Genomic DNA, 26,146 nt, shown 5'->3' with positions numbered 1-26,146 from the left:
AAAGGAGTGATATGAATAATGAAACGTCTCTTATTGATGATTTTCACTGTCATTCTCTCAGTCTCGTTCTTTCAGATTCCTGTAAACGCCTCGGAGGGGGAAACGGCGTATGTCAATGTATCGGCTGCTACCCTTTGGACGGAGCCGGACATATTGAGAGAGGTGGATCTGCCATCCGCTCTTTATCCTGTTGATATGAGGAAGTGGACCAGTTCCATGACGCTTGCCGACAAACTCCAGCTTTCTGATGACGGAATGCTTGAAACTCAAGCCTTGTATGGGAATAAAGTAACCATTTTAGAGAGAAAAGGAGATTGGGTGAAGGTGGCTGTTAAAGGTCAGTCTACACCAAGAAATGAACTTGGCTATCCCGGATGGATGCCGGCTAAACAGCTGACTTACAGCCGTGCGTTTGCATATCACGAGGATAAGCCGTTCGTGCTTGTCACAAAACCGACTGCTTATTTAAAAGGAAAGCAAAAGCTTGAAATCAGCTATAATACACGGCTTCCCTTTTTAAAAGAGACAAAAAAGGCTTACAGGGTGATGACTCCTGATGGGAAAAAAGCATGGATCAGCAAGGACGATGCGTCCGCCTATTCTTCCGAGAAAGATATGCCCAAGCCAACGGGTGCGGACCTCGTTAACACGGGAAAAATGTTTTTAGGGCTTCCTTATTTATGGGCTGGCATGAGCGGTTTTGGATTTGACTGCTCCGGATTTACGTTTACTCTGCATCAGGCGCATGGAATTTCCATCCCCCGCGATTCTTCCGTTCAGGCACGGTCGGGAATTCCGGTGAAAGCAGAGGAGCTGCAGCCTGGGGATTTAATGTTTTACGCATATGATCAAGGAAAAGGTAAAGTACATCATGTGTCCATGTATGCAGGAAACGGGATGATGATTCACTCTCCGAACTCCGAGAGAACAGTGGAAATCATCCCGGTTACGACAAAAGGGTATGCTGAGGAATTTGCCGGTGCCAGAAGATATATAAATCAGGCTCTGTGAAAAGCGAGTATTGATTTTTACAGCTTTTGATTCCTGCCAGCTGCAATCAGCATCCATATTTAATAAAGTAGTAAATCAAAGAATTGGGATGCCTTTCCACGGCATCCTTTTTTATGTATGTCATCTTTCCTTTACATAACCTTAACTTGTCTGTATATGAACATCCATATTTCTTCCTTACACTATTTTACATAGAGTCACCGAATCTGAAGGGGGAGTTTGAGTTGAAATTTGCCAAACCAATTACAGCAGCCTTTATGACAGGAGCCTTGCTCATTCCGTCTTTTACGGCAGGGGCAGAAAGTTCACATAAATTGAACCCGAAAATTGACCTTTCTAAAATTGCAGGATACAGCACAGGAGCAACGAGTGAAGAAGGCGGAGTTGCAGAAATTATCAAATACAATCCGGATAATCAAAAGTTCTACTTAATAAACGGAAAAACCCAAACAATTGATATTGTCAGCCTTAAAGGACTGAAAGCGAATGGCGCGCAGGAGCTTTCCAAGGAAGCGTCCATTGATGTCGGGAAAGCAGTGAACTCGGATTCATTTGCATACGGAGATATCACAAGTGTTGACGTCAATGCAGAGAAAAAGGTTGTAGTGGCAGCCGTACAGGAAAAGGACTATGCCAAAGCGGGCAAAATTGTTGTCATGGATTACAGCGGCAGAATTTTAAAAACGTTCGATGCAGGGGTACAGCCTGACATGATTAAAATGAGCAAGGATGGCTCATCCATTTTGACTGCGGATGAAGGTGAACCAAGAGCAGGTCTTGAAAAAGGAACAGATCCGGAAGGCTCGGTTACGGTTGTGGATTTCAAAACAGGAAAAACGAAACACGTGAAATTCGATGATCAAAAGGTCATTGACCAAGACGTCCACATCCGCAACAAAAAAGGCGGAGCAGCGGCCGACCTTGAACCTGAGTATATGGCTCTTTCCGATGATGGCAGCAAGGCATACGTAACGCTTCAGGAAAACAACGCCATCGCAACGGTTGATGTAAAGAAAGGGAAGATCCTTTCTGTTAAATTCCTTGGGTACAAGGACCATTCAGTAAAAGGAAATGAGCTGGATGCTGCGAAAGACGGGAAAATTAAAATGGAAAACCTCCCGATTCTCGGATCTTATATGCCCGATTCCATATCTCAGGTAACGATTGACGGGACAAGCTATTTGATCACGGGAAATGAAGGCGACGCGACAGAGTGGGAAGAATTCGAAAATGTGAAGGACTTTAAAGACGTGAAGAACGATATCTCTTTAGAAAGCAGCCTGTTCAAGGGGATGTCCAAAAAAGAAGCAAAAGAAAAGCTTGAGGAAATGAAAAACAATCCTGCATATGACAAGCTGGAAGTGCTGACAGACAGAGGGAACGATGCGATTTATACACTAGGCGGCCGTTCATTCTCCATCTGGAATGCTGACACAATGGAGCTTGTGTATGACAGCGGCAGCGAATTTGAAAAAATAACGGCGGAACGGTTCCCTGAAAACTTTAACGGATCGAATGATGACATCGAATTGGACAAACGCAGCGTAAAGAAAGGTCCTGAACCGGAGGAAGTAAAAATCGGCAAAACTGATGGCAAAGTTTATGCATTCATTGGACTTGAGCGTATCGGAGGCATCATGACGTATGATCTTTCAAAACCGAAAAAAGCCAAGTTTGCAAATTACCTGAACACCCGCAGCTTTGAAGAGGATATTGCTGGAGACGTATCACCGGAAGGATTGGATTTCATACCTGCCGAAGCAAGCCCGACGAATCGTCCGCTTGTTCTTGCTGGACACGAAGTGAGCGGAACGGTATCCGTGAATCAATTGAATGGTGAAAAGAAAAAGCATAAAGGCGGCACAGGTGTAAAGGAATCCTCTGTGTTTGCTGGAATTGACAAGCTGATTAAGGATGTATTCAGATAAGAAGCTGGAGCGGAATCCGTGGAAGTTGGGTTCCGCTTTTTTCCGTTCTGTCTGAGTGTATGGATTAAAAAAATCACAGATATATTTAAACTGCCATTGAGACCTCGTTCAAAATGGCTCTTTCTTATTCCCGCCATACGGACTTAACACTCGGCCTCATGCTTGTCAAACGGTTCAATTGAAAAATGGTCTTTTGTATCAAAATTGTAAATTCGTAAAAAAGAAGTGCCGGTGAAAGTGGAACTGTGATACGATACTCTTTGTTTAAATTTGCCATACAGAAAGAAGGTGCATCATGGCTCAGCCACAACCATTAACGGCCGAAAGCAAGCCGGCAAAGGAATTAAGTCTGTTCCTCCTCACATGGCCGATTTTCCTGGAAGTCTTTTTATTTATGCTTATGGGCATTGCCGATACGTTTATGCTGAGTGCCATTTCGGATGATGCGGTATCCGGCGTGGGAGCAGCCAATCAGTTCCTGCATATAGCGATTCTTGTTTTAGAAGTAATCGGGAACGGGGCTTCTATTGTTGTAGCACAATATCTCGGATCGAAACGGCTGCAGGAGGCAGCGAGAATATCTGCGCTCGCTGTTGTACTGAACTTGGCTGCCGGTCTTGTGATCAGTGCAAGCTTTTTGCTTTTCAGCAGCCAGATGCTTCAATCTCTAAACCTGCAGGGCGAGGTTCTGTCAAATGCACAAGGTTATCTAAACATTGTGGGCGGTGCGATTTTTCTTCAAGCCATTATAAATTCTCTTGCTGCCATTATTCGCGTTCATGGATTTACGAAAGAGGCGATGTTTGTATCCCTGGGAATGAACATTGTTCATATTGCAGGAAACTATCTGCTGATTTTTGGGAAATTCGGATTTCCTGAGCTTGGCGTTCAGGGTGCGGCTATTTCCTCGATTGTCAGCCGGTTCGCTGCCTTAATCGTCTTTTTCTGGCTCCTGTATCGGATTATGGAGGTACGGATTAGGTTCCGGGACTACTTAAATTTTTCGAAGGAGTACGCAGGGAAAATATTAAAAATCGGCATACCATCTGCTTTCGAGCAAGTGATGTATCAGGCCTGCCAGATTGTTTTCCTTTTTTATGCAACCTTCCTCGGTTCCGCTTCGCTTGCTGCAAGACAATATGCTTCCAATTTATCCATGTTTATTTTTCTCTTTGCCATTGCAATCGGAATGGGAACAGCGATCATGGTCGGGCGCTACGTAGGCGGAGGACATAAGCAAACCGCTTATAGTCAGGTGTGGAGAAGTTTAAAATGGGCGAGTGCCGTCACTCTTTTTATGGTCGGGGTCATTATTTTGCTCCGTTATCCGCTAATGGAAATGTTTACGGATAACCGGGAAGTCATTGAACTCGGCGCAAACGTGCTGCTGCTAAGTATTCTGCTGGAAACGGGAAGAACGATGAACATTGTGTTAATCAATTCACTCAGAGCAGCCGGTGATGCACAATTCCCTGTCTGGATGGGGATGATTTCAATGGTCGGCATGAGTGTGCCGCTCGGCTATCTCTTAGTATTTCAGCTGGATATGGGTCTCGCAGGAATCTGGATAGCCATCGCCGCAGATGAGTGGACACGTGCCGTCATTATGTTTTTCCGCTGGAAGAGCCGGAAATGGGAAAAATTTGCGCTCGTCAAGCAGTCCAATGCAGTCTGACAGGCAAAGAGGGCTGTCAGTAACTCCGTTTTAAAAACTAACCCCCTGGATGCTCATAAACATAGCGCTCAGGGGGTTTTCGTATCAATCATTTTCTCTCTTCAGAACTTTTCAGACAGCCGTTTTTCATTTCGTTTCAAGAAAAGAGCCGGGAAAGCTCGATTTATTGTAATATTAGAAAAAATCTCTTAATGGGTGTTGTAATTTTTTCCTGTATCGTATAAAATCATTTTGAAAACGATTTCAAAAATCGATTTCATAAACAGGGGGGGAATGGATAAGGGGGAACTTGCTTGGCGACTATTACAGATGTTGCAAATCTGGCAGGTTTGTCGCGGTCAACTGTTTCAAGGGTGATGAATAACTATCCCTACGTTTCTGAAGAAAAGAAGAGATTAGTAGAAGAAGCGATGAAGAAGCTCAATTACTATCCTAACTCATCTGCTCAAACACTGAGAAGCCAGAAAACAGATACCATTGCTGTATTTATTCCAATGCTTACGAACCCGTTTTTTTCATACTTGCTGGAGGGAATTGATACAGTCGCTACTGAAAATGGTTTCCGTTTGCTCGTGTGCCAGACCAGGTATGACAGAAACACAGAAAGACAGTTTTTTAACTTAGTAAAATCCAAACAGGTAGATGGAATCATTCTTACTTCTATTGAGAACGACTCGAAGATTGTGCAGGATTATATGTCATACGGGCCTGTCGTGATGTGCAATGAGTATGATCACGCATCAAACACGCCGAATGTCCGCCTCGATCAGGTGTATGGAGGGTACATAGGAACAAGGCACCTGATTGACAAAGGCCACAAAAAAATCGCTTTTTGCCAGGGGCGCTTCCGGAGCTTTATTTCAAAAGCAAGGGAGGCAGGCTATAAACTGGCCATGAAGGAAGCGGGACTGCGGGTAACAGAAGAGTATGCATTCCGGATTGCGGCGGATTATCATGATGGAAAAGAAGTTTTGAGACGGATTGCAGCGATGAAGGACCGTCCCACCGCTATTTTTACAGGCAGCGACCAGGTAGCTGCCGGAATCGTTTATGAAGCAAGGCATATCGGGTTAAACATACCGGACGATCTCGCCGTCATCGGATTTGATGACCAGCCAATCGCTGAAATGACGCTTCCTCAGCTGACAACAATCCGTCAGCCGGCTCATGAGATCGGTGAACGGGCAATGAAACTTATGCTTAACCTTGTTCTCTCTGAAGAGCATGCACCCGCCATGCCCAAGGAGCCTTTGAAACTGGAAATCATAGAACGATTTTCTACTTGAATGCGCAATAATGTAAGGGTTTACAAAAACAATAAAACCAAAGGGGAATGGATCATGAAAATGAAAAAGACGCGTTTTGCAGCTGTTACCGCTCTATCTCTATCTTTAGCGCTGGCCGGTTGTTCTTCTAACCAGTCTTCCGGCGACACAGATTCCAAGGAAAAAGAAGGCAGCAAGGGTGAAAAGGTAACCCTTACATACGCCCGCGGTAAGGATGTAACAAAGGGTACATCTGAAATGGTAAAAGCCTTTGAAGAAAAATACCCGAACATTGATGTTGAATTCCGTGAAATGCCAGCCGATACAGGAGCTCAGCATGATGCGTATGTAACCGCATTCAATGCAAACTCTACTGAAATTGATGTATTCGATATGGACGTTGTATGGCCTGCTGAATTTGCACAGGCAGATTACGTCCTTCCGCTTGACCGCTATATTCAGCAGGACAAGGTAGACTTGAGCGAGTACAACGAGGGGGCACTGGCAGCTTCCCAATTTAACGGAAAGCAATGGGCTCTTCCGAAATTCGTTGATGCCGGCCTTCTATTCTACCGTACGGACTTAGTGAAAGAAGATGAAGTCCCTAAAACGTGGGATGACTTGATCAAACAGGCAAATGCGAAAAAAGGCCAGGGCGGAACGAAATTCGGTTACGTTATGCAGGCAAAGCAATATGAAGGACTTGTGTGCAACGCTATCGAGTTTGTTGCTGCTTATGGCGGTAAATTTATCAATGAGAAGAATGAAGTCGTGGTAAACAGCCCTGAAACCATCAAAGGTCTTAAGAAAATGGTCGAGGTAGCGAAATCCGGATTCGTACCGGAGAATGTTACGACATTCACTGAAATTGAATCAGATCAGGCATTTATTGAAGGACAGACGGCTTTCCTTCGCAACTGGCCTTATGAATTCGCGAGTGCCAATGACAAGGAAAAATCAAAAGTTGCAGGAAAAGTAGCGATTGCTCCGCTTCCTGCCGGAGATAAAGGTTCTGCAGCTACACTTGGAGGCTGGCAGGCTGGAATCAATAAAAATACGGAGCATCCGAAAGAAGCATGGGAATTCCTTAAATTTATGGCAGGTGAAGAAGGACAGAAAATCGATGCGATCCATGGCGGACATGCGCCAACCATCAACAAACTATTTGAAGACAAAGAAGTCCTTGAAGCCAATCCAACATTTGCAGATAAAAACTTCCAGGAAGGTCTGATGGCTGCCGTGCCTCGTCCGGTTGCTGCAAACTATCAGGAAATTTCTGAAATCATTCAAATCAATGTTTCCAAAGCAATCGCCGGCTCTATGACAGTTGAAGAAGCGGTTCAGGAAATGGAAAAAGAAATGAAAGCTCAAATCAAATAAGTTCATTGCATATTTGAGAGCGCACTGGCCCTTTCAAAGGGCCGGGCGCCTTTTCATGGCTATGCGGCCGCCTGATTTAAATTAAGGGAGTGAGAAAATGGAAACGAAAACGTCGACTTCTGCCCATGTACCGAAAGATGCGAAGCCCAAAAAGAAAAAGAATCCCGAACGGCTCATGGCCTACTCACTAATAGCGCCGTCTTTGATTCTCATTCTAGTCATTGCGATCTGGCCTGTATTGCAATCATTTTATTTCAGTATGTTTGACCTGAAACTCAGTGATCCTTCAAAATCGGAAACTCATTTAGGCTATGAAATCGATCTCTCCAGATATTTGGACAATTACCCATTCCTGATCAGCGGGATTGATAATGAAATAAAAGAAAATCCTCAAGCCGAGCTGACGGCTATTAAAGAAGATTTAGAATCCCTGGACAAACAGCTTCAGGATAATCCTGATGTTAAAGCCAATTATGACATCGTCAATGACAAACTGCTTAACTTCGAAAAAGTAGACGAAGGAACAGCTGTTGTGAAGATAGATAAAAAGCTCGCTCAAGAAATAAGCAGCAAAGCTTCAGAAGCCGAGACAACGCTAAAAAAACTGGAGCTTAAGGATGAAAAGAAAATTACAGGCCTTGCGGACGGATTGAAGGATGTCATTCGCCAGCCGAACTTCATTGGATTCAAACATTACTCTGATCAGCTGACTGACGCGAGAATGTGGAAAGCTCTCAGCAACACGCTAGTATTTACCTTAGTATCGGTAGGGTTTGAACTCGTTATTGGACTGGCCATTGCCCTTTTGATCAACAAAGCATTCTTTGGAAGAGGCCTTATCCGGGCTACGATTCTGATTCCATGGGCCATTCCAACCGCAGTGTCAGCCCTTATGTGGAAATTCCTTTATGACGGACAAAATGGTGTCATCGCCAAAATGTTTGAAGAAGTGGGAATCGTAAACAAAATGGCCTATTTGCTAACAACGGATACAGGCGCTATGTTCTCTGTCATCTTTACAGATGTATGGAAAACGACTCCTTATATGGCGCTTCTCTTGCTTGCCGGCCTGCAGACGATCCCCGGCTCCTTATATGAAGCAGCATCAATCGATGGAGCGACAAAATGGAAGCAGTTTACGAGCATTACCCTTCCGCTCCTGAAGTCGAGCCTTCTTGTTGCCCTGTTGTTCCGGACTCTTGATGCATTCCGTGTATTTGACTTGATTTTCGTTCTAACCGGCGGCGGACCGGCGAACTCAACAGAAACCATTTCCCTGCTGGCGTATAAGTATATGTTTAATCAGCAGAACTTCGGAACGGGTTCCGCGCTTTCCGTAATCGTATTTATATGTGTTGCGATTATTTCAATGATTTTCATTCGTTTCCTAGGAAGAGATTTACTAAACGACGGACCAGGGAAGTAGGAGGGAGAAGCAGATGAATAAAAAACCGGGTATCCTTTTCTACATATTTCTAGCTATCTTTGTTTTTGTCGTCATGTTTCCGTTTTTATGGATCCTGCTCGCATCCATTAAGCCGGCGACCGAGCTGTTTGGAGAAAAGGCCTTTACTCCGATCACAGACAATCCGACCTTTAAGAACTATGTTTCGGTCTTTGTGGATTATCCGTTCTTGACCTATTTAAAAAATAGTTTTATCGTATCGCTCAGCACCACCCTGTATACGGTGTTTGTCGCGTCATTTGCTGCCTACGCGATTGCACGTCTGCAGTTTAAAGGAAAGACAGTCATTCTCGGTCTCGTTTTGTCTGTCACCATGTTTCCGCAGATTGCGACCATTTCGCCTATTTACATTATCTTGAAAAATCTTGGGCTGACAAATTCGTATTTGGGATTAATCATTCCCTATACGACCATTGCGCTGCCGTTATCAATCTGGCTCCTAGTCACCTTCTTCAGGAAAATTCCATTTGAGCTTGAAGAAGCAGCAAGAATGGACGGGGCTACAATTATGCAAACCTTCTGGAGAGTCATCTTCCCGCTTGCGGCCCCAGGATTATTTACAACCGCCATCCTGGTGTTCATCGCAGCGTGGAATGAATTCCTGTTTGCCTTAACCATTAATACGGATGTGGCATATAAAACGGTTCCGGTTGGAATCGCGCTCTTCCAGGGCCAGTTTACCATTCCCTGGGGAGAGATTTCGGCTGCAACAGTGGTGGTCACCGTCCCGCTTGTCATCCTTGTTCTTTTGTTCCAGCGCAGAATCGTTTCCGGCTTAACATCCGGATCTGTAAAAGAATAGTCCAAAAACCCCGCTTCCTGATACTGGAGCGGGGTTTTTGGTCACTTTTTCTCAAAAAGCGGAATAAAAAATTTAATTATACCCAATGAATGTTAAAGCTGTCAGAAGGTTTATATTACAAGTTTGTAAATGTTAGTGTGCATCTGTTTCGTGATTCGACAAATTTTTATATAATGCCTAAGGATGCAAAAAAAAAGAGATAAAAATAATAGGCTCCATGGAGGGATAAAGAATGGTTTTCTCAAAAAAGAAGGACAAGTTTTCAGATATGCTGATTGAAATTGCGGATAACATTAAAGTGGCTTCCGAATATTTCGTCACATATAAAATTTCGAATGCCCATGATCTGAAAGAATTCTTTGAAACGGTAAAGGAATATGAAAATAAAGGGGATACCCTGGTTCATAACATCATTAAAGAATTAAACCAGGCATTCATCACACCGATTGAGCGTGAAGATATTCTGCAGCTTGCGATGATCCTTGATGATGTAATTGACGGCTTGGAACAGGCAGCCGCTCTATTTGAAATGTACTCTGTCACACAGCCTACAGACCATATGAGAAAGTTTGTGGCCCTGCTTAATGAAGCAGTCATTGAAATTTCCGTTGCCATTGATTTATTATCTGAACGCAAGCTCGATCTTGTGCGCGAACGTTCAATCCGCATAAAAGAAATCGAGTCCAATTGCGATAATCTGCTTCGTACGTCTGTAAAGAATTTATTTGCAGTGGAAAAAGAAAATCCAATTAAAATCATTCAGCATAAAGAAATTTTTGAAACACTCGAAGAAGTCGCTGACAGCTGCCAGGGCGTTGCGAACACACTTGAAACCATCATCATGAAAAACGCGTAAGGGCGGACCGCACATTATGGAAACAATGCTGATTATCACCATACTGATTGTTATTGGAGCCTTGGCGTTTGATTTTATAAACGGATTTCACGATACGGCAAATGCTATTGCAACCTCCGTTTCGACAAAAGCGTTAAAGCCGCGCCACGCGATTATTCTGGCTGCGGTCATGAATTTTGTCGGGGCCTTGACCTTCTCTGGGGTAGCCAAAACGATAACAAAAGATATCGTTGACCCGTTCACCCTTCAAAATGGATCGGTCGTTATTCTGGCAGCATTAATTGCAGCCATTGCATGGAATCTTATTACCTGGTACTACGGAATTCCGAGCAGTTCTTCACATGCTCTGATCGGATCCATCGCAGGAGCGGTTATTGCAGCTTCAGGCTTTAGCGCTCTGAACTGGGCCGGTTTTATTAAAATTATCGAAGGACTTATTCTTTCTCCGATTCTTGCATTTGTAATCGGATATATCATATACAGTATCTTTAAAGTCGTTTTCAGAAAAAATCATCAGCTTTCTAAAACAAACAATCGTTTCCGGAAGATTCAAATTGCAACTGCTGCCCTTCAGGCATACTCTCACGGAACGAATGATGCTCAAAAAGCGATGGGAATCATTACACTTGCTTTGATTGCCAATGGTTTTCACACGGATCCGAGCGAAATTCCTTTCTGGGTCCAATTATCCTGTGCTGCAGCCATGGGGATCGGAACCTCAGTCGGCGGCTGGAAAATCATCAAGACCGTCGGCGGAAAGATCATGAAAATCCGTCCTGTTAACGGGGTAGCGGCTGACGTAACATCTGCAGCCATCATTTTTGGAGCGACACTCATCCATCTCCCTGTCAGTACAACCCACGTAATTTCTTCCTCTATTTTAGGGGTTGGATCATCACACCGCGTAAAAGGCGTGAAGTGGGGCACGGCTAAAACGATGATCATTACCTGGGTGATCACACTTCCGATATCAGCTCTGCTGGCGGGAATCATGTATTTGCTTTTGAATTTAGTGTTTTAATTAGAAAACCCCCTGTTAAAGGGGGTTTTTATTCTACCTGTCCAGACGGCTAAACCCCGGTGCCGGAGCTTTTCTTGATTACTCCGGCATTGAAATGTTAAACTGCTGGCGCACAAGGCGCTGTGACTGCCGGTCTCCGGCCCCGGTGAAGCATACTGGGACTGGCACCGTGCCAGTCCCGTCTTTCTCTAACGCCATAAAGCTCTGGTGCTTCTCCTTGACAGCCTTGCTAAAGCCTCTGATAGGGATCCCTGATGTGTTAAAGCAAGGCTGGTCATGCATCGCCAGACCACCCCGCCCCATCATTAAACAGCCAAAATAAAAAACCAAACAGCCGAAGCTGTTTGTTTGGTTTTTTATTATTTCCCCGCTGCAAAAATTGAATTTGCCAGTAGCCGATAGCTGTACTGCGGGTGGGCTTTATTGGTTAGATCATTTGCAAATAAAGTGATATTACCTTTCGTGAACGCAATGGTTTGCCCCTTTATTGCTTCATGCTTCGGCCACCATCCGCTAACAAAGAAATCCTTTTGATTCGCGACTTTGGCAAGAATGACAGCATCCTTCGGCACAGCCTTCATGTAGGATCCTGTTGCAATATACAATTTCTCTTTCTTCCCATATCCGCTTGTGATCATCTGACCGGCTGTCACGTCTGTCCATAACAGTCCTTCGTGTGATGCGCGGGAGCCGGTTGTAGTTGAATAGTCAAATCCCGGAAGAAGGTTTTCTTTTTCAGCGAAATTCAGCGAGCTGCTGCCGATTCCGATATATGGCTTGCCGGTTTGGATAAGCGTTTTGTTTGCAGTTCCGGCATCGTCAATTACTACGTCCGCCTCGCTCTCGCTTGCAGCAAAAGCAAAGCCTAATTCTTTCAGCACGAATTTCGAAGCGCTTGATCCTGTACTGAATACTTTGGGCTGCTTCATTTTGATTGTTTTTCCTTTTTTGCTGTAAGGCGCAACATCCAGGTAATAGCTGTTTTTAACGAATTCCAGGTTTCTGCGGGAAATGACATAATCGCCTGCCGCATACCCATTCCCTCCGGCTGTAAGCTGATGGACAGGCTGTTTCATTTGAAGGAGTTTATTGACAGCTTTGACGGCTTCATTGCTCGAGTTTTTAAGTACATAATAATCGGAATGTCCTTTTGCTTCCGTCTTAGGCGCAGTCACTTTTTTGACCGGCTGCAAGCCCTTTGCGAAGGCATTCTCAGCCCGGACCTCCATGCGTGTAAAGCCTCTTAGATCGTGGAAGTTGTTGATGACTTCCGCATACATTTCTTCCCATTCGGATAAATCTTCACCGTCATAGAGGACCGCGTTAACGAACCCGCGTTTTGCCTGTTTCATATCTACTACATAAGAGCCTTTCGGATACGTTTGCTTGCCGGCTCGTACGGTTTTGGTCGATTTGCTCACCTTAATCCCATTGCGAATGAGATAGTCCGCCATTTTGTGTGCTTCTAACACATTTTTTTGAAGCTTTTTATCCACTGGAATGACGTAATAATCAGGGAAGAAATTGCTGTTCCCTTTCCGGTCCCGGCCGATCTCATCTCCAGCCGGATTCACGAACCATTTGTCTACTGCCCGGTCGTCTTCTCCAAGTACTCCGCGCTCATAGACGTCAAGCTGGTTGTTAAACAGTTCCTGTTTATGTTCGGCAACGTATTTAGCTGCACCCAATCCCGCGTTGACAAGTGCTTTATAGGATTCTGCATTCAAATCAGGGATTTCCACGGTATGGCCCATCGCTCCATGGAACATAGAGTAGGTGGACGTGTAGGAAGGCGTAGCATCATCAAACTTATTCGGCCAGTCCTTCAGCGGAATCAGGTAGCTGTCATATTTCGTATTGGCGACCCCTGCTTTTCCCATTTGTTCAGCCTGTTCCACCATTCCATCCATCAGCAAATCATATTCATAGTTTTGATTATGGGGAGGAGTGCACGGTTCGATGACAAATTCATCATAAAACCCGTGGAAATCGAGCAGGGAAACCGGCAGCCATTTCGAGAGACCTTTTGCCAGATTCTGTGTTTCAATTTGAGTCTGATAGGTGTTATCCCGGTTTAAATCGAATCCGTTTGCATTCTGGCGGGTGTTGTATACCCGTCCATCGGGATTTTGAGTGAAATTGAAAAGAAAAATAACATTATCAAGGGCTTTATCAATGTTCAGATTGACTTCCTTTTCACGGTTCTGATTATCAGATGTTTTAAAGGATTTGTTTTTTTCTGTTGCAAAAATCCGGTACAGCTCAACGATGGCGTCCACACCAGGAGATTCATCGGGATGAATATTGTTGATCCATACAGGAACTTTGTAATTTTTAAGCTTCCCGTTTGCGCTTTTTTTCTTTATATCCGCCGGGTTTTCGAGCTTTTGCTGCGCAATTTGATTTAAGTACTGATCAACAGATGCTTTATCTTTGGCAAGAACCATAAAATGCATCGGTCTTCCTTCAGAGGAATTTCCAAGAGTTTGATAGGATACATAGCGGCCGTTAATCGCTTCCTTGCTGATTTTATCGATGGCCGGCTTGATTTCTTCCCATTTCAGATACTCATCATACACATTTAATTTAAATGGAGTGCTTGCTGTTTGGCCTTTGTCAGGATCTTTAACGGCCAAGCTGTAGTTTCCGATTAAGGCAGGATATAGAGTTCGAAGACTTCGTGGAGAGACGTCATCCGTTCCGTAAAGGAGACTGAATTTCAGCTTCGCTTTTATCTTTGTTGTTCCTTCTATGTAGGCGGGCTTTTTTGAAAACGTAATGTAAGGAGCGCCTGAGTAGGTTTTTGTTTTAGGGTCCCATTGCTTCCATTGGTCAAGGGGCTTGCCTCCGAAAGTCCATTCAAGCTTGGTGAGATCCGCTGAATAGCCAAGATCGGCTGTAACATCAATCTCTCTTTCCTCTGTCATTGAAATAAGGGACTGACTAGCTGTAAGAACGCCTGAATCACCGGTTTTGACAGCGGCGGTATTCGAAACAGCCTGCGCCGGTACTAATGCGAATGAAATGGATAGCATCAGTGCCAGCAAAATGGTTACACTTTTTTTGTACATATTTCCCCTTCCTCTCTTATAATCTTCCAAAAAAACCTTACAGCAAAAGATTATCACAAAATAGAAAGAAAAAGAAAGAAAAATATACAATTTCATTTATAAATATGTATTTTCAGATAATTAAATTTAACTATTTTGATATGAGTTTATAATTTAATTGAAGCTTTCTAATGATCTAACTCTTCATTCGGTAAATACAGAAGTTCTTAGGTTTTGATGAATTTTTATACATAAGGCAGAGCGTTCGAACGGGTATAAACCGTATTCTCTTCCCATACATTGATACAAAAAGGAGGGATCCGATGCTCCAATTAGCGGTTATGATAGCTGCGATCCTTTTTATATGGATGACAGTCAGCCTCCTAAAAGACAAATGGGGAAGTGAACTCCGGGGTAAAAATGCCTGGCACCTGCTGACTGAAGAAGAGAAGGAGGGAGAGATAAAGCCCTATCAGGACTAGCCGCTTTTCTTGTTATTTCCTTTCAGTCCCTCTACTATGAAACTATCAGGGGAGGGATGAGGGATGAAGCTTGATCATGTTGTCCATTTTGTCAAACAGCCTGCTAAGGAGGCAGGGGCTGCTTTTCAAATGCTCGGCTTTCATACAGTGGCTGGCGGCAGCCATGAAAATTGGGGAACAGCAAACAGTCTATGCTATTTTGGTTTGGATTATATTGAGTTTTTAGCAATAGAAGATGAGGAAAAAGCCGGGAATTCGGATAATCCGCTCATTCGGCTTTGTATGGACATGAAACAGGAAGGACTTGTTCAGCTTGCCATCCATACAGAGGAAATGGATGACGTGGCAGAGAAGCTGAAGGCTTCCGGACTTACGGTGAAAAAACCTTTTGCGGGAAGCCGGAAAAGGAGTGACGGATCGGTCCTTTCATGGAGGATGCTCTTTGCTGAACATCCGGACTCCGAGTTTCCCCTGCCATTTTTCATTGAATGGGGAAGTCCTGATGAAGAACGAAAAGAAGATTTAATTCGTACAGGCGCTCTTGCTCCACATCCAAATGAGGTAAAAGGAATAACAGAGGTAGTCTATCTTTCGGACAATCCTTCCAGGGAGGCAGCTCATTGGGCGAAGTGGCTTGGACTGGAGGAGCCGGTATTTGCAGGAAAAGGGGCTAAAATCCCTCTTGGTAATCAAACGCTCGCTTTTGTACCAGCCAAGGACGGGCTGCGGACAGGAATCCATGCTGTTTCTTTTTGTGAAAAACATCAGAAGGAACCGAGAGAAAAACACTGGATGGGCGGCACTTATATCTTGTAAAAAAATAGTTACAGAAATTACCTCCTTATGTTAACATTTAATAAAAGTTTGTTAACATAAAGGGGGCCAAGTGATGGAGAATCAAAGGAATAAACTAAGAATGCTGATTTTGTGCGGGATGTTTGCGGCGATTACGGCTGTATTTGCCCAGATTGAAATTCCCCTTCCAATTGTTCCAATCAGCGGACAGACACTAGCGGTTGGAATAGCCGCGACCATTTTAGGGAGCAGGTATGGTGCACTGGCTATGATCGTTTATGCAGGACTTGGTGCTGCAGGCCTTCCGGTTTTTGCGGAGGCCAAAGGCGGTCTGCATATTTTGGCGGGTCCTACAGGAGGGTATATTATTGGCTTTATTGCCGCGGCATTTATAACAGGATTCGTGCTTGAGAAAACAAAATTCTCACTTCCCTGGGCTCTTTTGGCAAATGTCATTGGAATGATTGTAACACTGGGGTTTGGAACGGTCTGGCTGAAAATTGTCCTCGGTCTTTCTTGGACTCAAGCGCTGGCAGCCGGGGTCTGGCCGTTTATAGCAGTCGGCTTGATTAAAGCTGCACTTGCCAGCTGGATCGGTATTTCGGTCAGAAGAAGACTTGTTCAGGCAAAACTGCTTAAACAATATTTTCATGCCGCTTAAAAAGATGCCTCGAAGCTCTTCCTTTCAACTGGATGGGCTTCTTTTTGTTTGGAAAAAAACCGAATGGTCTCCCGTACGATTAAATCCTGGTCATAATCCATGGATGCTACATGGTAGGAATTCGGCAAAGGAACCAGCATTTTTCTGTATGAGGGAATCATCTGGTAGATTTGGTGGGAACACACAGCCGGCACGACATGGTCTTCCGGGGAATAAAAAACGATGGCAGGACAGCTGACCTCCTTTAATTTTGCTTTCGCTTCGTTCATGGCCGTTTTTAATTCAGAAATGGCTTTCAGCGGAACCGTGTTATATGTGATTTCTTCTGCTGTCTGATCTTTTATATCCGGTTTTCCTTCCGTTATAAAGCCTGACTGCTCCGTAATATGCTGATAGGCCGGAACTTCAAGAGCGGCATTTATAAGAGCAATTCCATCCATTTCCCTGAATTTGCCTGCAAGCTTCAAGGTAAGACTTCCTCCCATGGATTGCCCGACGACAAAGACTTTAGAAAAGCGGCTTTTCATGCGTGAATAAGCTGTTTCCAAAGAACGATACCAATCCATCGCCGTGCAACTCTCCATTTCAGTCGGGCAGGTGCCGTGGCCGGAAAGTCTCGGAGCATATACAGAATATCCAAAGGATGCAAATTTTTCTCCCAGCGACTCCATGCTTTGCGGAGTTCCATTGAAGCCGTGGCATAAGAGAATACCTTGTTCAGAGCTTCCGGAGATGGAAAATGATTGAGCACCTGACATGACCCGTTTCAATTCTTTCATAAGCACGTTCCTCCTTTTATAAGTAAACAGACAAATAAAAAAACCTTCTCTGCACGGGCGGCTAAGAAAGTTTGCAAAACCATTTCTTATCGTCCAAAGCAGATTTGCTTTGCTGGTGGGAGCACCTTTCCAATCGGAGGTTGCTGTGAAGTCATAGAGCCAGTTCTCTCGTTCACTCTTGATAAATTTATTAATCCTATAAAATTACTTGGTTTTACAATCGTATCATGACGGATAAATGGTGTCAACATAGACTTGTACATGCCGGGCATATGGAATAAGCTATAATTATAAAAATGAACGGAGAATGGAAGTGGAACGATGACGAAGCTTGGGATCATCAGACATGGAATAACGGAATGGAACATGGAAGGAAGAGCACAGGGAAGCTCTGATATACCGCTTCATGCAAAAGGTCTGAAAGAAGCGGAGATGCTTGCCGACAGGCTAAAAGAAGAAAAATGGGACCTTTTATACTCAAGTCCTTTAATGCGTGCAAAACAAACGGCCGAGTTTATCAGTGAAAAACTGGGCGGATTAGAGATTATTACAGATGACAGAATCCGCGAAACAGGCGGAGGGCGGATTGAAGGAACGACAGAGGCAGAGCGGCTGGAAAAATGGGGGATTGGCTGGAGAGATCTTGACTTAGGCAGAGAACGCTCCGAAGATGTAGTGAAGAGAGGCCTTGAGTTCGCAGAGGATCTTGTGGAAAAGCATCCTGAAAAAAATATTTTAGTGGTTTCCCACGGTTCTTTCATCAGGCATTTGCTGCAGGCGCTTGTTCCAGCAGAGGAGGAATTGGAGGCTTTAAAAAACACTTCCATTACTCATCTTATTCTAGAGGACACAAAATGGTCGTGCGGTCTTTATAACTGTACAAAACATTTGAGTTTTGAAATAGAGTAAAAAAAGAAGCTGTCCAGAAAGCATTCGTGGAGGGGTCTCACCTGTTACGCCGGTCCCGCAGGAGTGTCGCTCTTTTGCTTCAATCAATCTGGATTAAACGGCAAATGTAAAAAGGGACACGCTTTGAATGCGTCTCCCTTTTTTGGTAAGTGAGACTTTTCAGACAGCCCCTTTTAATCTTTTATACATCACTTGATGAGGTCCAATTCCTTCTAATTCAAACACATTGCCGATTTTTTGCAGTCCCTGCTTCTGATAGTACTCTTCTACCGTTGTCCGTGCATTGCACCACCATAAATCTGCATTTCTTCCGGAGAGTACTTCCTCCGCTTTTTGAAGAAGTGAACTGCCTGCTTTCATGCTCCGGTATTCAGGAAGGGTTGCCATTCCTCTTAATCGGTACTGGGAAGAACCGGTTAAAAGAGGGAAAGCCTCCTCGTAAAAGGAAGCGATGCTGATGAGTGTTTCACCGATATAGCACCCGAGGTGAAAAGTGTTTTCTTTTTCGTCCGCCTCATAGCGGCATTCGCGGACTGGCTGGCCCGGTCTAAGAACCTTTTGACGGAGCGGAACGGTTTCCTCCGCTTTTATGAATACGATGTTCATGTAGTCACCTCCCTGGATTCGTTTAAAATGGATTGGATCAGTTCTTGTACGGATTGACTCCTGCTGAGCCGCGGGCTTTGACCGCACCATAAAGACATGAATTCTGCGTCGTTTTGTTCTAAGGCAGCTTTCCGGATTTTTTTTGTTGCTTCATTTTGCAGAGGATACGGTAGGATTCTTGTTTCATTTTCCATTTCGTAAATGAACTGATTTTTAATACCGCGGGCTTCTTTTCCGGAGAATGCTTTAGTGACGACGACCTGATCCTCCCGTGCGTTTAGAACGGCTTCTTTGTATGCAGGATGTGCGCTGCTTTCGTATGTTGTCAGAAATGCTGTTCCCATTTGAACCCCTTGAGCGCCAAGGCTCAATGCAGCCCGATATCCTCTTGCTTCCATAATTCCGCCTGCTGCAATCACCGGGACCCGGACAAAATCACAAATTTGCGGAACAAGGGACATCAGCCCTACCATGTGATGAATGGGAGGACCGGAAAATGTCCCTCTATGTCCGCCTGCTTCACTGCCTTGAGCAACAATTGCATCCATTCCCTGTTCTTCGAGAAGAATCGCCTCCATCACAGAAGTAGCGGTTCCAATGATAAAAGTTCCATTCTTTTTTAAATCGTGAACCGCTTCCTTTGAAGGCATCCCGAACGTAAATGAACAAACAGGGACCTTCTCCCGCAAAATGATTTCGAGCTGCTCTTCAAAAAAGTTTGTCTGTTCAGTGGATAAAGGAGGATTTTCCTGGACATCAAGTTCTTCACTAAGGGGGCGGAGTGCCTCAAACGCATTTTGGACTTCGCTTGGAGATGCATTTGTTTGCTCGGGAATAAACAGGTTGACAGAATAAGGAAGATCCGTTCTTTTTTTTACTTCTAAAATTAGGGCGGAGAGCTCTTCCGGCGGCATGTACCCGGCCCCGATTGAACCAAGGCAGCCGGTTCGCGACACGGCCAGTACGAGCCCGGCTTCTGTAATTCCCCCCGCCATTGGTGCCTGGATGATAGGGTGATGGATTCCGAGACGTTCAATTAAGGATCCAGTCATATTCATTCCTCCATTCTCCTGTGAAACTTAGACATGGAATAGCTGAAATCCTTCATTTAAAGGAAAAATAGAGGCTGCTTATCACAGCCTCTTACATTCTTTATCGATTTGTTGATCTCATTCCCCGTTCATCGTACCGTTCGCCTGCTGTTCTTTCCGCAATAGTCTCCAGAGATTGAAGTTCTTCATGTGTCAGCATAATCTTTTCCGCATCAATATTTTCTTTTGCATACGTTTTTCTCTTTGTTCCTGGAATCGGCACGATATCATTTCCCTGATGAAGAAGCCATGCCAGTGCAATTTGGGAGGATTTTGAGTTTTTCTTTTCAGCCAGCTGACGGACTTCTTCTGCAAGCTCAAGATTTCTTATGAAATTCTTCCCCTGGAACCGGGGAAGGAAGCGCCGGAAGTCGTCTTCTGCAAAATCTTCAAAGCGTTTAATTTGTCCTGTTAAAAATCCTCTTCCGAGAGGACTGTAGGCAACAATGCCTGTCCCCAATTCGCGGGCGGCAGGAACCGTTTTTTCTACATCCCGGCTCCAGAGAGAGTACTCAGATTGCAGAGCTGCGATGGGATGAACAGAAGATGCGCGCCGCAGGGTACTTGCTGAAACCTCTGACAGACCGAGATGAAGGACTTTTCCTTCCTTAACAAGCTCTGCCATAGCGCCGACTGTTTCTTCTATCGGCACATCCGGATCAGCCCGATGGAGATAGTAAAGATCAATATAATCGGTTTGAAGCCGTTTTAAGCTTTCTTCCACTGATTTTTTTACGTGCTCAGGACGGCCATTTACACCTCCGGGACGTCCGTTCTCATCCCGGACAATTCCGAATTTAGTAGCCAATACAGCATTTTTCCTGAATGGTTTCAGTGCTTCCCCGACCAATTCTTCATTTGCGCCATTTCCGTATATGTTTGCTGTATCAAAGAAGTTCTGTCCCAATCGAAAGCTGAGCTGAATGGTTTCGATGGATTCGGTGCGATCTGTTTTTCCGTAAAACTCGGACATCCCCATGCAGCCAAGACCAATTGCTGAAACCTCTAAAGAACCAAGCATTCTTGTTTCCATTCTTTGATCCGCTCCTCTTATCCGTATATGTTCATTTGAAGTATACGCCTGTCCCTGTTTGAAATCAAAAAATTGAGACAATTTCCCGATGGGGGAATAAGATAATTGGGCACCGGACCCGATAGCTTTTTAACCTTCATTTATGGTATATTTTTTGAAGTGCATCTTGATCTTTGAACCCGACTCTTCTTTAAGAGCTGAATAAACTGATATAGAACGAGGTATATACATGAACTTAAAACAGGAAATTGATAAGCGCAAAACATTTGCGATTATTTCACATCCGGATGCCGGGAAAACCACGCTGACTGAAAAACTTCTCTTATTTGGGAACGTGATCCGCTCAGCCGGTACGGTAAAAGGAAAAAAGTCAGGAAAATATGCAGCATCCGACTGGATGGAAATTGAGAAAAAACGCGGAATCTCTGTCACATCAAGTGTCATGAGTTTTCCTTACCACGATTTCCACGTAAACATTCTAGACACCCCCGGACATGAAGACTTCAGTGAAGACACATACCGCACCCTGACAGCTGTAGACAGTGTGGTCATGATTATCGACTCGACGAAAGGGGTCGAACCGCAAACGATTAAGCTCTTTAAAGTATGCCGGATGCGGGGGATTCCCATTTTCACCTTTATGAACAAGCTGGACCGTGAAGGCCGCGACCCGCTTGAGCTGCTTGCGGAAATCGAAGAAGTTCTCGGAATCGAATCGTATCCGATGAACTGGCCGGTGGGAATGGGAAAGAGGTTCCTTGGCATCTATGACAGATACTCTGAATCGTTTGTCCGATTTAATGGAAACGAAGAAGAAACCGTGTATAAAGTGAATGAGATGGAAGAAAAAGCAGGCGATATTTATGAAAATCCCACGTATCAGGATACTCTTGGTGAGTTGGAGCTTTTAAATGAGGCCGGCAATGATTTTGATCCTGAAAGAGTCCGGAAGGGTGAATTGACACCGGTATTCTTCGGAAGTGCTCTTTCCAACTTCGGTGTGCAGACCTTCTTTGACACGTTCCTTCAATTTGCTGCGTCTCCTCAGCCGCGCCGGACAAATGAAGGCTTTGTTGAGCCTGAAAAAGAGGAGTTTTCCGGATACGTCTTCAAAATCCAGGCAAATATGAATTCAAAGCACAGGGACAGAATTGCCTTCTTGCGAATCTGCTCTGGCACATTTGAACGCGGAATGAGCGTGACATTAAGCAGGACGAATAAAATAATCAAACTATCCCAGTCGCAATCTTTTATGGCAGGCGATCGGGAAACGGTAGATATTGCTTATCCGGGTGACATTATCGGGATTTATGACCCGAATGCCTATCAAATCGGTGATACATTGGTAGCCGGAAAAGGCCGATTCGAATATGAAGAGCTTCCTCAGTTCCCGCCTGAAATGTTCAAAAAAGTCCGGGCGAAGAACGTCATGAAGTCCAAACAATTCAAAAAAGGAATTGACCAGCTTGTTCAGGAAGGCGCCATCCAGCTTTTCCGCCAGGAGCTGACAGATGACATCATCCTTGGAGCAGTCGGCCAGCTTCAGTTTGAAGTGTTTGAAGAAAGAATGCGTTCTGAATACAGCGTGGAAATTGAATTCACCTCATTAGGCGACCGGATTGCGCGCTGGATTGAAGATGAAAAAGTGGACCGCAAAAAGTTTGATAACCGCAGTATGCTTGTCAAAGACCGCTACGGACAATACGCAGTTCTTTTTGAAAATAATTTTACGTATCGCTATTTCAGAGATAACAATAAAGACATCAAATTAATTGATTTGCTTGAAAGCAATGATTATCAGAGTTATTCTGCTCAGTAAAAACGGGAAAGACGCCCGGCAATGTGCCGGGCGTCTTTTTATATTCGGAAACTAAGCGCGAAAAGGAAAAAAGCGACTCCCTTATGAGGAGACGCTTTTTAATTTAATTTTCCAGTGTTTTAGGCGATGCGGGAAGATCGTTTTCTTTATAGAGCTGTCTTGCAAGCAGAGTCTGCAATATGACAAACACTCCGCCGATCGTCCAGTAAAGCGGAAGGAATGCAGCGGCCCCGAATGAAGCAGCACCCATCATGACCGGCATGATATAGGAAACCATCGCCATCTGCTTTTGCTGCTCAGGCGGCATACTGCTCTGGGATACTTTTGCCTGGAAAAAGTACACGGCAGCAGCGATCAGCGGCATAATCGTGTCAGGGTGGCCCAAGTCAAACCATAAAAAAGAATGGGCGGCAATTTCCGGCGTACGCTGAATCGCAAAGTAAAAGCCGAACAGAATGGGTGTCTGAATTAAAATTGGCAAACAGCCCATAGCAAGGGGATTGTATCCATGCTTTTGGTAAAGCTGCAGTGTTTCCTGCTGCATAAGACGCTGCGATTCAGGATCTTTTTTCTTATCTTTATACTTTGCCTGAATTTTCTTCATCTCAGGCTGAATAATCGCCATTTTCTTCTTCATTTGCTGCTGATTTTTATACTGCTTCATCATGAATGGCATCAGGAGAAGGCGGACCAAAAACGTAACGAGTATAATGGCCACTCCGTAGCTTCCTCCAAACAGGGAAGCTGTATATTTAATCAAAGCAGAAAAAGGAAAGACAACAAAATGGTTAAAAAAACCGGACGTTTCACTATTAATCGGTGTATGGTCGGCCGAACAGCCGCTTAAAAGAAAAACAGAGAATATTAAAATGAGAAAACTTGATCGTTTAAGAAATGTGAACATGGATGATTGGTTTGGCATAAGTGCCCTCCTCGTATTTTAAGTGCGCGTGATTCGTACGAGAAGAAGCGGCGGTCGCCATCATCATCAGGGGCAGCTGCCATTTTCATAATCCGGATAATCCAAATTTGCAGCTGATCCATCCCGCCTGTGAAAAAGCGGTAAGGTTTGGGATCTGAAACCGCTTTTTGCCATGTATGATGAAAAGAAACATCTGCTTTTACACTTTTTCCTGCAGAAAAAACCATCGCGAGCGTACCGCCGGCAGAAACAATCAGTGTGATCAGAAGAATCAAATGGCTCATATCATTCAAAAAATCCAAATCCAATAGCATCTTGTTCACCTCCCTTACTTGGTCATGCTCCTATTATATCATTTTTTTCAGATGGGCATTCAAAAAAGTCCGCCAGACTTTCCGGCGGACTTCTATCATTACGTAGAAATGACTTAATGTAGATAAGTTTGACTAAGTGTATTGCCGCAGTCCGGGGCACAGCCCCGAAATGCAGGAGAGGGTGCGTTCTGCGGCAGGACGTCATGCACTGCAGAGCTTAGGTGTTTCGCTAATGATCATTATAACTCGGAATCTTTAATGTGAGCGAGAGGCATCAGAATTTCTTCAGGATGAAAGTCTTCAAGCTCTTTTCCTTTTCTTATTTTCTTTGGGGCATCAGGGTTCGCAAGCGCACCAGTCCCAAGGCTGATAAAATCAGCGTCTCCTGCTGACAGCAGGGAGGAGGCCTTTCTGGAATCCTGCAGCTGCCCGTTAGCAATAATAGGCAAACCGCTGAATTGTTTAGCTGCAGCCGCAAGGGATTTTGTCCCGTCTCCAAAAGCTGAAGCCGTTCCATCCTCATCTGTTACATGAATGTAATCGAGCGGTGTTTTTCCAAGGAGAGAGAAAATCGCTTCCGCATCCTTTTCTCCATTGCGCCACTTGTGTTTTGGATCCGTGACCTTTGCCTGAGAAATGCGGATTCCGATGATCATATCGCTGCCTGCTGCCTGCTGTACGTCGTAAATCACTTCCATAAGGAGCCTCAGTCTGTTTTGCAGGGATCCTCCGTAGGAATCTTCTCTTTCATTAAAATAAGGAGTTAGGAACTGATCCAGCAAATAGCCATTTGCTCCATGAATTTCTACGCCGTTAAATCCTGCCTGCCGGGCATTCATGGCGGAAGCTGCGAACCCTCTTTTCATCTCTGCGATATCCTGCTCGCTCATTTCTTTTGGGACGCGGTAGGAACCGGATCCTCCATAGAATTCAAGCTTTTCGCCCTTCGGTGCAATGGCGGAAGGTGCAGCTGTCTCTTTCGTATACCGGTTTCCCTGAGACTGTCCCCCTGCATGCATAAGCTGGGCAATAATGAGGGATCCGTGATCCTGAACCGATTCCGTTATCGGTCTCCAAGATGCAATGTGGCCGGCACTCGCCAGTCCGGGCTGATTAAAATAGCCTTGGCTGTAATGTTCATCTGTATAAATTCCCTCTGTAATAATGGCAGCGAACCCGCCTTTGGCAAACCGCTTGTAATACCGCTCCATCCGTGAATTCGCCATCCCGTCCTCATCTGCACTGACTCGTGTCATAGGAGCTACGATTAATCGGTTTTTTAATTTATAGGGTCCGAGTAATTGTTCTGAAAAAAGTTCGGGATTGTTTGTCATCAGTTTTTCCTCCAATTATTTATCTCATAGAATCCAATACCCGATTTTGCTTATAAAATCACATTTGCGTGTTTTCGGGAAGCTATTTAGTGAAATATAAGCAGTAGGATAAAAAGGAGGTCATTTCCGTGACAGTAAAGACAATCTTGTTTGATGCATATGGAACGCTGTTTGACGTGTACTCGGTAAAAGAGAAATGCGAGCAATATTTTAAAGGTAAAGGAGAGGCCATTAGCAGAACGTGGAGAGAAAAACAGCTGGAATACTGCTTCCTCAGCCAAATCCTCCAAGCGTACAAGCCATTCGATGATTTGACGAAGAAGGCGTTAGTAGCGGCTCTTGACATCCATCAAGTTCATGGAAGCGGAGAGATAATGGAAGACTTGATGAAAGCATACGAACAGCTTTCTCCATATGAGGAAACAGAAGAGGTACTGACAAAACTTAAGGATAAACAAACGTTTATTTATTCGAACGGGACACAGGGAATGCTTGATCCGCTAGTCAGGAACAGCGGTTTAGAAAACCTGCTGGGAATACTGAGTGCGGATGAAGTCCGCCAGTATAAGCCTTCACCTTCTGCTTATCAGTATGCAATGGACAAGCTGGGACTCCATAAAACAGACATTCTGTTCGTGTCCTCCAATCAATGGGACATTGCGGGAGCATCAAGCTTTGGATTCAAAACAGCCTGGGTCAACCGGAAAGAAGAGCCGGTTTCGCGAATGGGATTTAAACCAGCCATCATCGTCTCCGATTTAAGAGAACTTTTAGAAGAAATATAAAACATATTTGGGATCCCGGATACCAGCTCTTCCTTTTGGAGGGGCTTTTTTCCATTTAATTAACAAACTTAACACATAATATTTACATTGCTATACACCGTGTAAATAGTCTCTTAATAATGATGAACTAGAATAAAGATAAGAAAGACAAGTGAATAGTAAA

23 protein-coding genes and 1 riboswitch are annotated in these 26,146 nt (G+C 44.4%); of the genes, 15 read left to right on the top strand and 8 right to left on the bottom strand.

Going from position 1 to position 26,146, the window contains the following annotated elements; translation table 11 throughout:
• Positions 1-18 precede the first annotated feature (18 nt).
• The 9 genes from CEF21_RS20110 (at position 19) to CEF21_RS20070 (ending at position 11,403) form a co-directional block, all read left to right on the top strand.
• Positions 19-1,011 carry a C40 family peptidase gene (locus CEF21_RS20110; RefSeq protein ID WP_123919488.1) on the top strand — a complete coding sequence of 331 codons (993 nt, stop codon included), beginning with the start codon at positions 19-21 and terminating at the stop codon, positions 1,009-1,011.
• A gap of 224 nt (positions 1,012-1,235) precedes the next feature.
• A complete protein-coding gene (locus CEF21_RS20105; protein ID WP_123919486.1) occupies positions 1,236-2,939 on the top strand; it encodes a choice-of-anchor I family protein in 1,704 nt (567 codons plus the stop codon).
• A gap of 295 nt (positions 2,940-3,234) precedes the next feature.
• Positions 3,235-4,614: an MATE family efflux transporter gene (locus CEF21_RS20100; protein WP_123919484.1), complete on the top strand. Its 1,380-nt coding sequence runs from the start codon at positions 3,235-3,237 to the stop codon at positions 4,612-4,614.
• 293 nt (positions 4,615-4,907) lie between these two features.
• Positions 4,908-5,900 (top strand): LacI family DNA-binding transcriptional regulator, encoded by a 993-nt coding sequence (locus CEF21_RS20095; RefSeq protein ID WP_123919482.1) that lies wholly within the window; start codon positions 4,908-4,910, stop codon positions 5,898-5,900.
• A 54-nt stretch (positions 5,901-5,954) separates the two neighbouring features.
• Positions 5,955-7,259, top strand: a complete 1,305-nt coding sequence (locus CEF21_RS20090; RefSeq protein WP_123919480.1) for an ABC transporter substrate-binding protein — start codon at positions 5,955-5,957, stop codon at positions 7,257-7,259.
• Positions 7,260-7,356: 97 nt separating this feature from the next.
• Entirely contained in the window at positions 7,357-8,685 is a 1,329-nt protein-coding gene (locus CEF21_RS20085) for a carbohydrate ABC transporter permease (protein ID WP_123919478.1), read from the top strand.
• A gap of 13 nt (positions 8,686-8,698) precedes the next feature.
• Positions 8,699-9,526 (top strand): carbohydrate ABC transporter permease, encoded by an 828-nt coding sequence (locus tag CEF21_RS20080; RefSeq protein WP_123919476.1) that lies wholly within the window; start codon positions 8,699-8,701, stop codon positions 9,524-9,526.
• Between the two features lie 232 nt (positions 9,527-9,758).
• The gene (locus tag CEF21_RS20075; RefSeq protein ID WP_123919474.1) at positions 9,759-10,382 is read left to right on the top strand and encodes a DUF47 domain-containing protein; all 624 of its coding nucleotides are present in this window, start codon (positions 9,759-9,761) and stop codon (positions 10,380-10,382) included.
• A gap of 16 nt (positions 10,383-10,398) precedes the next feature.
• Positions 10,399-11,403, top strand: a complete 1,005-nt coding sequence (locus tag CEF21_RS20070) for an inorganic phosphate transporter (protein ID WP_123919472.1) — start codon at positions 10,399-10,401, stop codon at positions 11,401-11,403.
• A 359-nt stretch (positions 11,404-11,762) separates the two neighbouring features.
• Here CEF21_RS20070 and CEF21_RS20065 read toward each other — a convergent pair whose 3' ends face one another.
• The gene (locus CEF21_RS20065; protein ID WP_164462259.1) at positions 11,763-14,474 is read right to left on the bottom strand and encodes a M14 family metallopeptidase; all 2,712 of its coding nucleotides are present in this window, start codon (positions 14,472-14,474) and stop codon (positions 11,763-11,765) included.
• A gap of 302 nt (positions 14,475-14,776) precedes the next feature.
• Between CEF21_RS20065 and CEF21_RS21440 the strand changes: the two genes are divergently transcribed.
• The 3 genes from CEF21_RS21440 to CEF21_RS20055 all read left to right on the top strand — a co-directional run bounded on the left by CEF21_RS21440 (position 14,777) and on the right by CEF21_RS20055 (position 16,391).
• Positions 14,777-14,935 (top strand): hypothetical protein, encoded by a 159-nt coding sequence (locus CEF21_RS21440; protein WP_164462258.1) that lies wholly within the window; start codon positions 14,777-14,779, stop codon positions 14,933-14,935.
• 63 nt (positions 14,936-14,998) lie between these two features.
• Positions 14,999-15,751: a VOC family protein gene (locus tag CEF21_RS20060; RefSeq protein WP_123919468.1), complete on the top strand. Its 753-nt coding sequence runs from the start codon at positions 14,999-15,001 to the stop codon at positions 15,749-15,751.
• Positions 15,752-15,824: 73 nt separating this feature from the next.
• Positions 15,825-16,391, top strand: a complete 567-nt coding sequence (locus CEF21_RS20055; protein WP_123919466.1) for a biotin transporter BioY — start codon at positions 15,825-15,827, stop codon at positions 16,389-16,391.
• Here the strand turns inward: CEF21_RS20055 and CEF21_RS20050 are convergent.
• Entirely contained in the window at positions 16,388-17,170 is a 783-nt protein-coding gene (locus CEF21_RS20050; RefSeq protein WP_123919464.1) for an alpha/beta hydrolase, read from the bottom strand. The genes CEF21_RS20055 and CEF21_RS20050 overlap by 4 nt on opposite strands.
• Positions 17,171-17,253: 83 nt before the next feature.
• A riboswitch (SAM riboswitch) is annotated at positions 17,254-17,358 on the bottom strand.
• Positions 17,359-17,491: 133 nt separating this feature from the next.
• Between CEF21_RS20050 and CEF21_RS20045 the strand changes: the two genes are divergently transcribed.
• Positions 17,492-18,079 (top strand): histidine phosphatase family protein, encoded by a 588-nt coding sequence (locus CEF21_RS20045; RefSeq protein ID WP_123919462.1) that lies wholly within the window; start codon positions 17,492-17,494, stop codon positions 18,077-18,079.
• 159 nt (positions 18,080-18,238) lie between these two features.
• Here the strand turns inward: CEF21_RS20045 and CEF21_RS20040 are convergent, their stop codons facing one another.
• The 3 genes from CEF21_RS20040 to CEF21_RS20030 form a co-directional block, all read right to left on the bottom strand.
• A complete protein-coding gene (locus CEF21_RS20040) occupies positions 18,239-18,685 on the bottom strand; it encodes a GNAT family N-acetyltransferase (RefSeq protein ID WP_123919460.1) in 447 nt (148 codons plus the stop codon).
• Entirely contained in the window at positions 18,682-19,743 is a 1,062-nt protein-coding gene (locus tag CEF21_RS20035) for an NAD(P)H-dependent flavin oxidoreductase (protein ID WP_241156721.1), read from the bottom strand. Before CEF21_RS20035 ends, CEF21_RS20040 begins: the two co-directional genes overlap by 4 nt.
• Before the next feature lie 94 nt (positions 19,744-19,837).
• Positions 19,838-20,809 (bottom strand): aldo/keto reductase, encoded by a 972-nt coding sequence (locus CEF21_RS20030; protein WP_123919458.1) that lies wholly within the window; start codon positions 20,807-20,809, stop codon positions 19,838-19,840.
• Positions 20,810-21,038: 229 nt separating this feature from the next.
• On the opposite strand from CEF21_RS20030, the gene CEF21_RS20025 reads away from it, so the two are divergent.
• Positions 21,039-22,628 carry a peptide chain release factor 3 gene (locus tag CEF21_RS20025; protein WP_123919456.1) on the top strand — a complete coding sequence of 530 codons (1,590 nt, stop codon included), beginning with the start codon at positions 21,039-21,041 and terminating at the stop codon, positions 22,626-22,628.
• A gap of 103 nt (positions 22,629-22,731) precedes the next feature.
• Here CEF21_RS20025 and yidC read toward each other — a convergent pair whose 3' ends face one another.
• The 3 genes from yidC to CEF21_RS20010 all read right to left on the bottom strand — a co-directional run bounded on the left by yidC (position 22,732) and on the right by CEF21_RS20010 (position 25,198).
• On the bottom strand, positions 22,732-23,550 hold the full coding sequence (gene yidC, locus CEF21_RS20020) for a membrane protein insertase YidC (protein WP_123919454.1): 819 nt from the start codon (positions 23,548-23,550) through the stop codon (positions 22,732-22,734).
• Positions 23,493-23,864 (bottom strand): hypothetical protein, encoded by a 372-nt coding sequence (locus CEF21_RS20015; protein WP_123919452.1) that lies wholly within the window; start codon positions 23,862-23,864, stop codon positions 23,493-23,495. The genes yidC and CEF21_RS20015 overlap by 58 nt, the downstream gene beginning before the upstream one ends.
• Before the next feature lie 239 nt (positions 23,865-24,103).
• Positions 24,104-25,198, bottom strand: coding sequence for an oxidoreductase (locus tag CEF21_RS20010; RefSeq protein WP_123919450.1), 1,095 nt, complete (start codon positions 25,196-25,198; stop codon positions 24,104-24,106).
• A 128-nt stretch (positions 25,199-25,326) separates the two neighbouring features.
• Between CEF21_RS20010 and CEF21_RS20005 the strand changes: the two genes are divergently transcribed.
• Positions 25,327-25,983: a haloacid dehalogenase type II gene (locus tag CEF21_RS20005; RefSeq protein ID WP_164462257.1), complete on the top strand. Its 657-nt coding sequence runs from the start codon at positions 25,327-25,329 to the stop codon at positions 25,981-25,983.
• Positions 25,984-26,146: the final 163 nt, after the last annotated feature.

The organism is Bacillus sp. FJAT-42376 (assembly GCF_003816055.1).
Lineage (GTDB): Bacteria > Bacillota > Bacilli > Bacillales > Bacillaceae > Metabacillus_B.
Note: the sequence above shows the minus strand (reverse complement) of the source record. Positions and strands in the feature narration are given on the sequence as shown.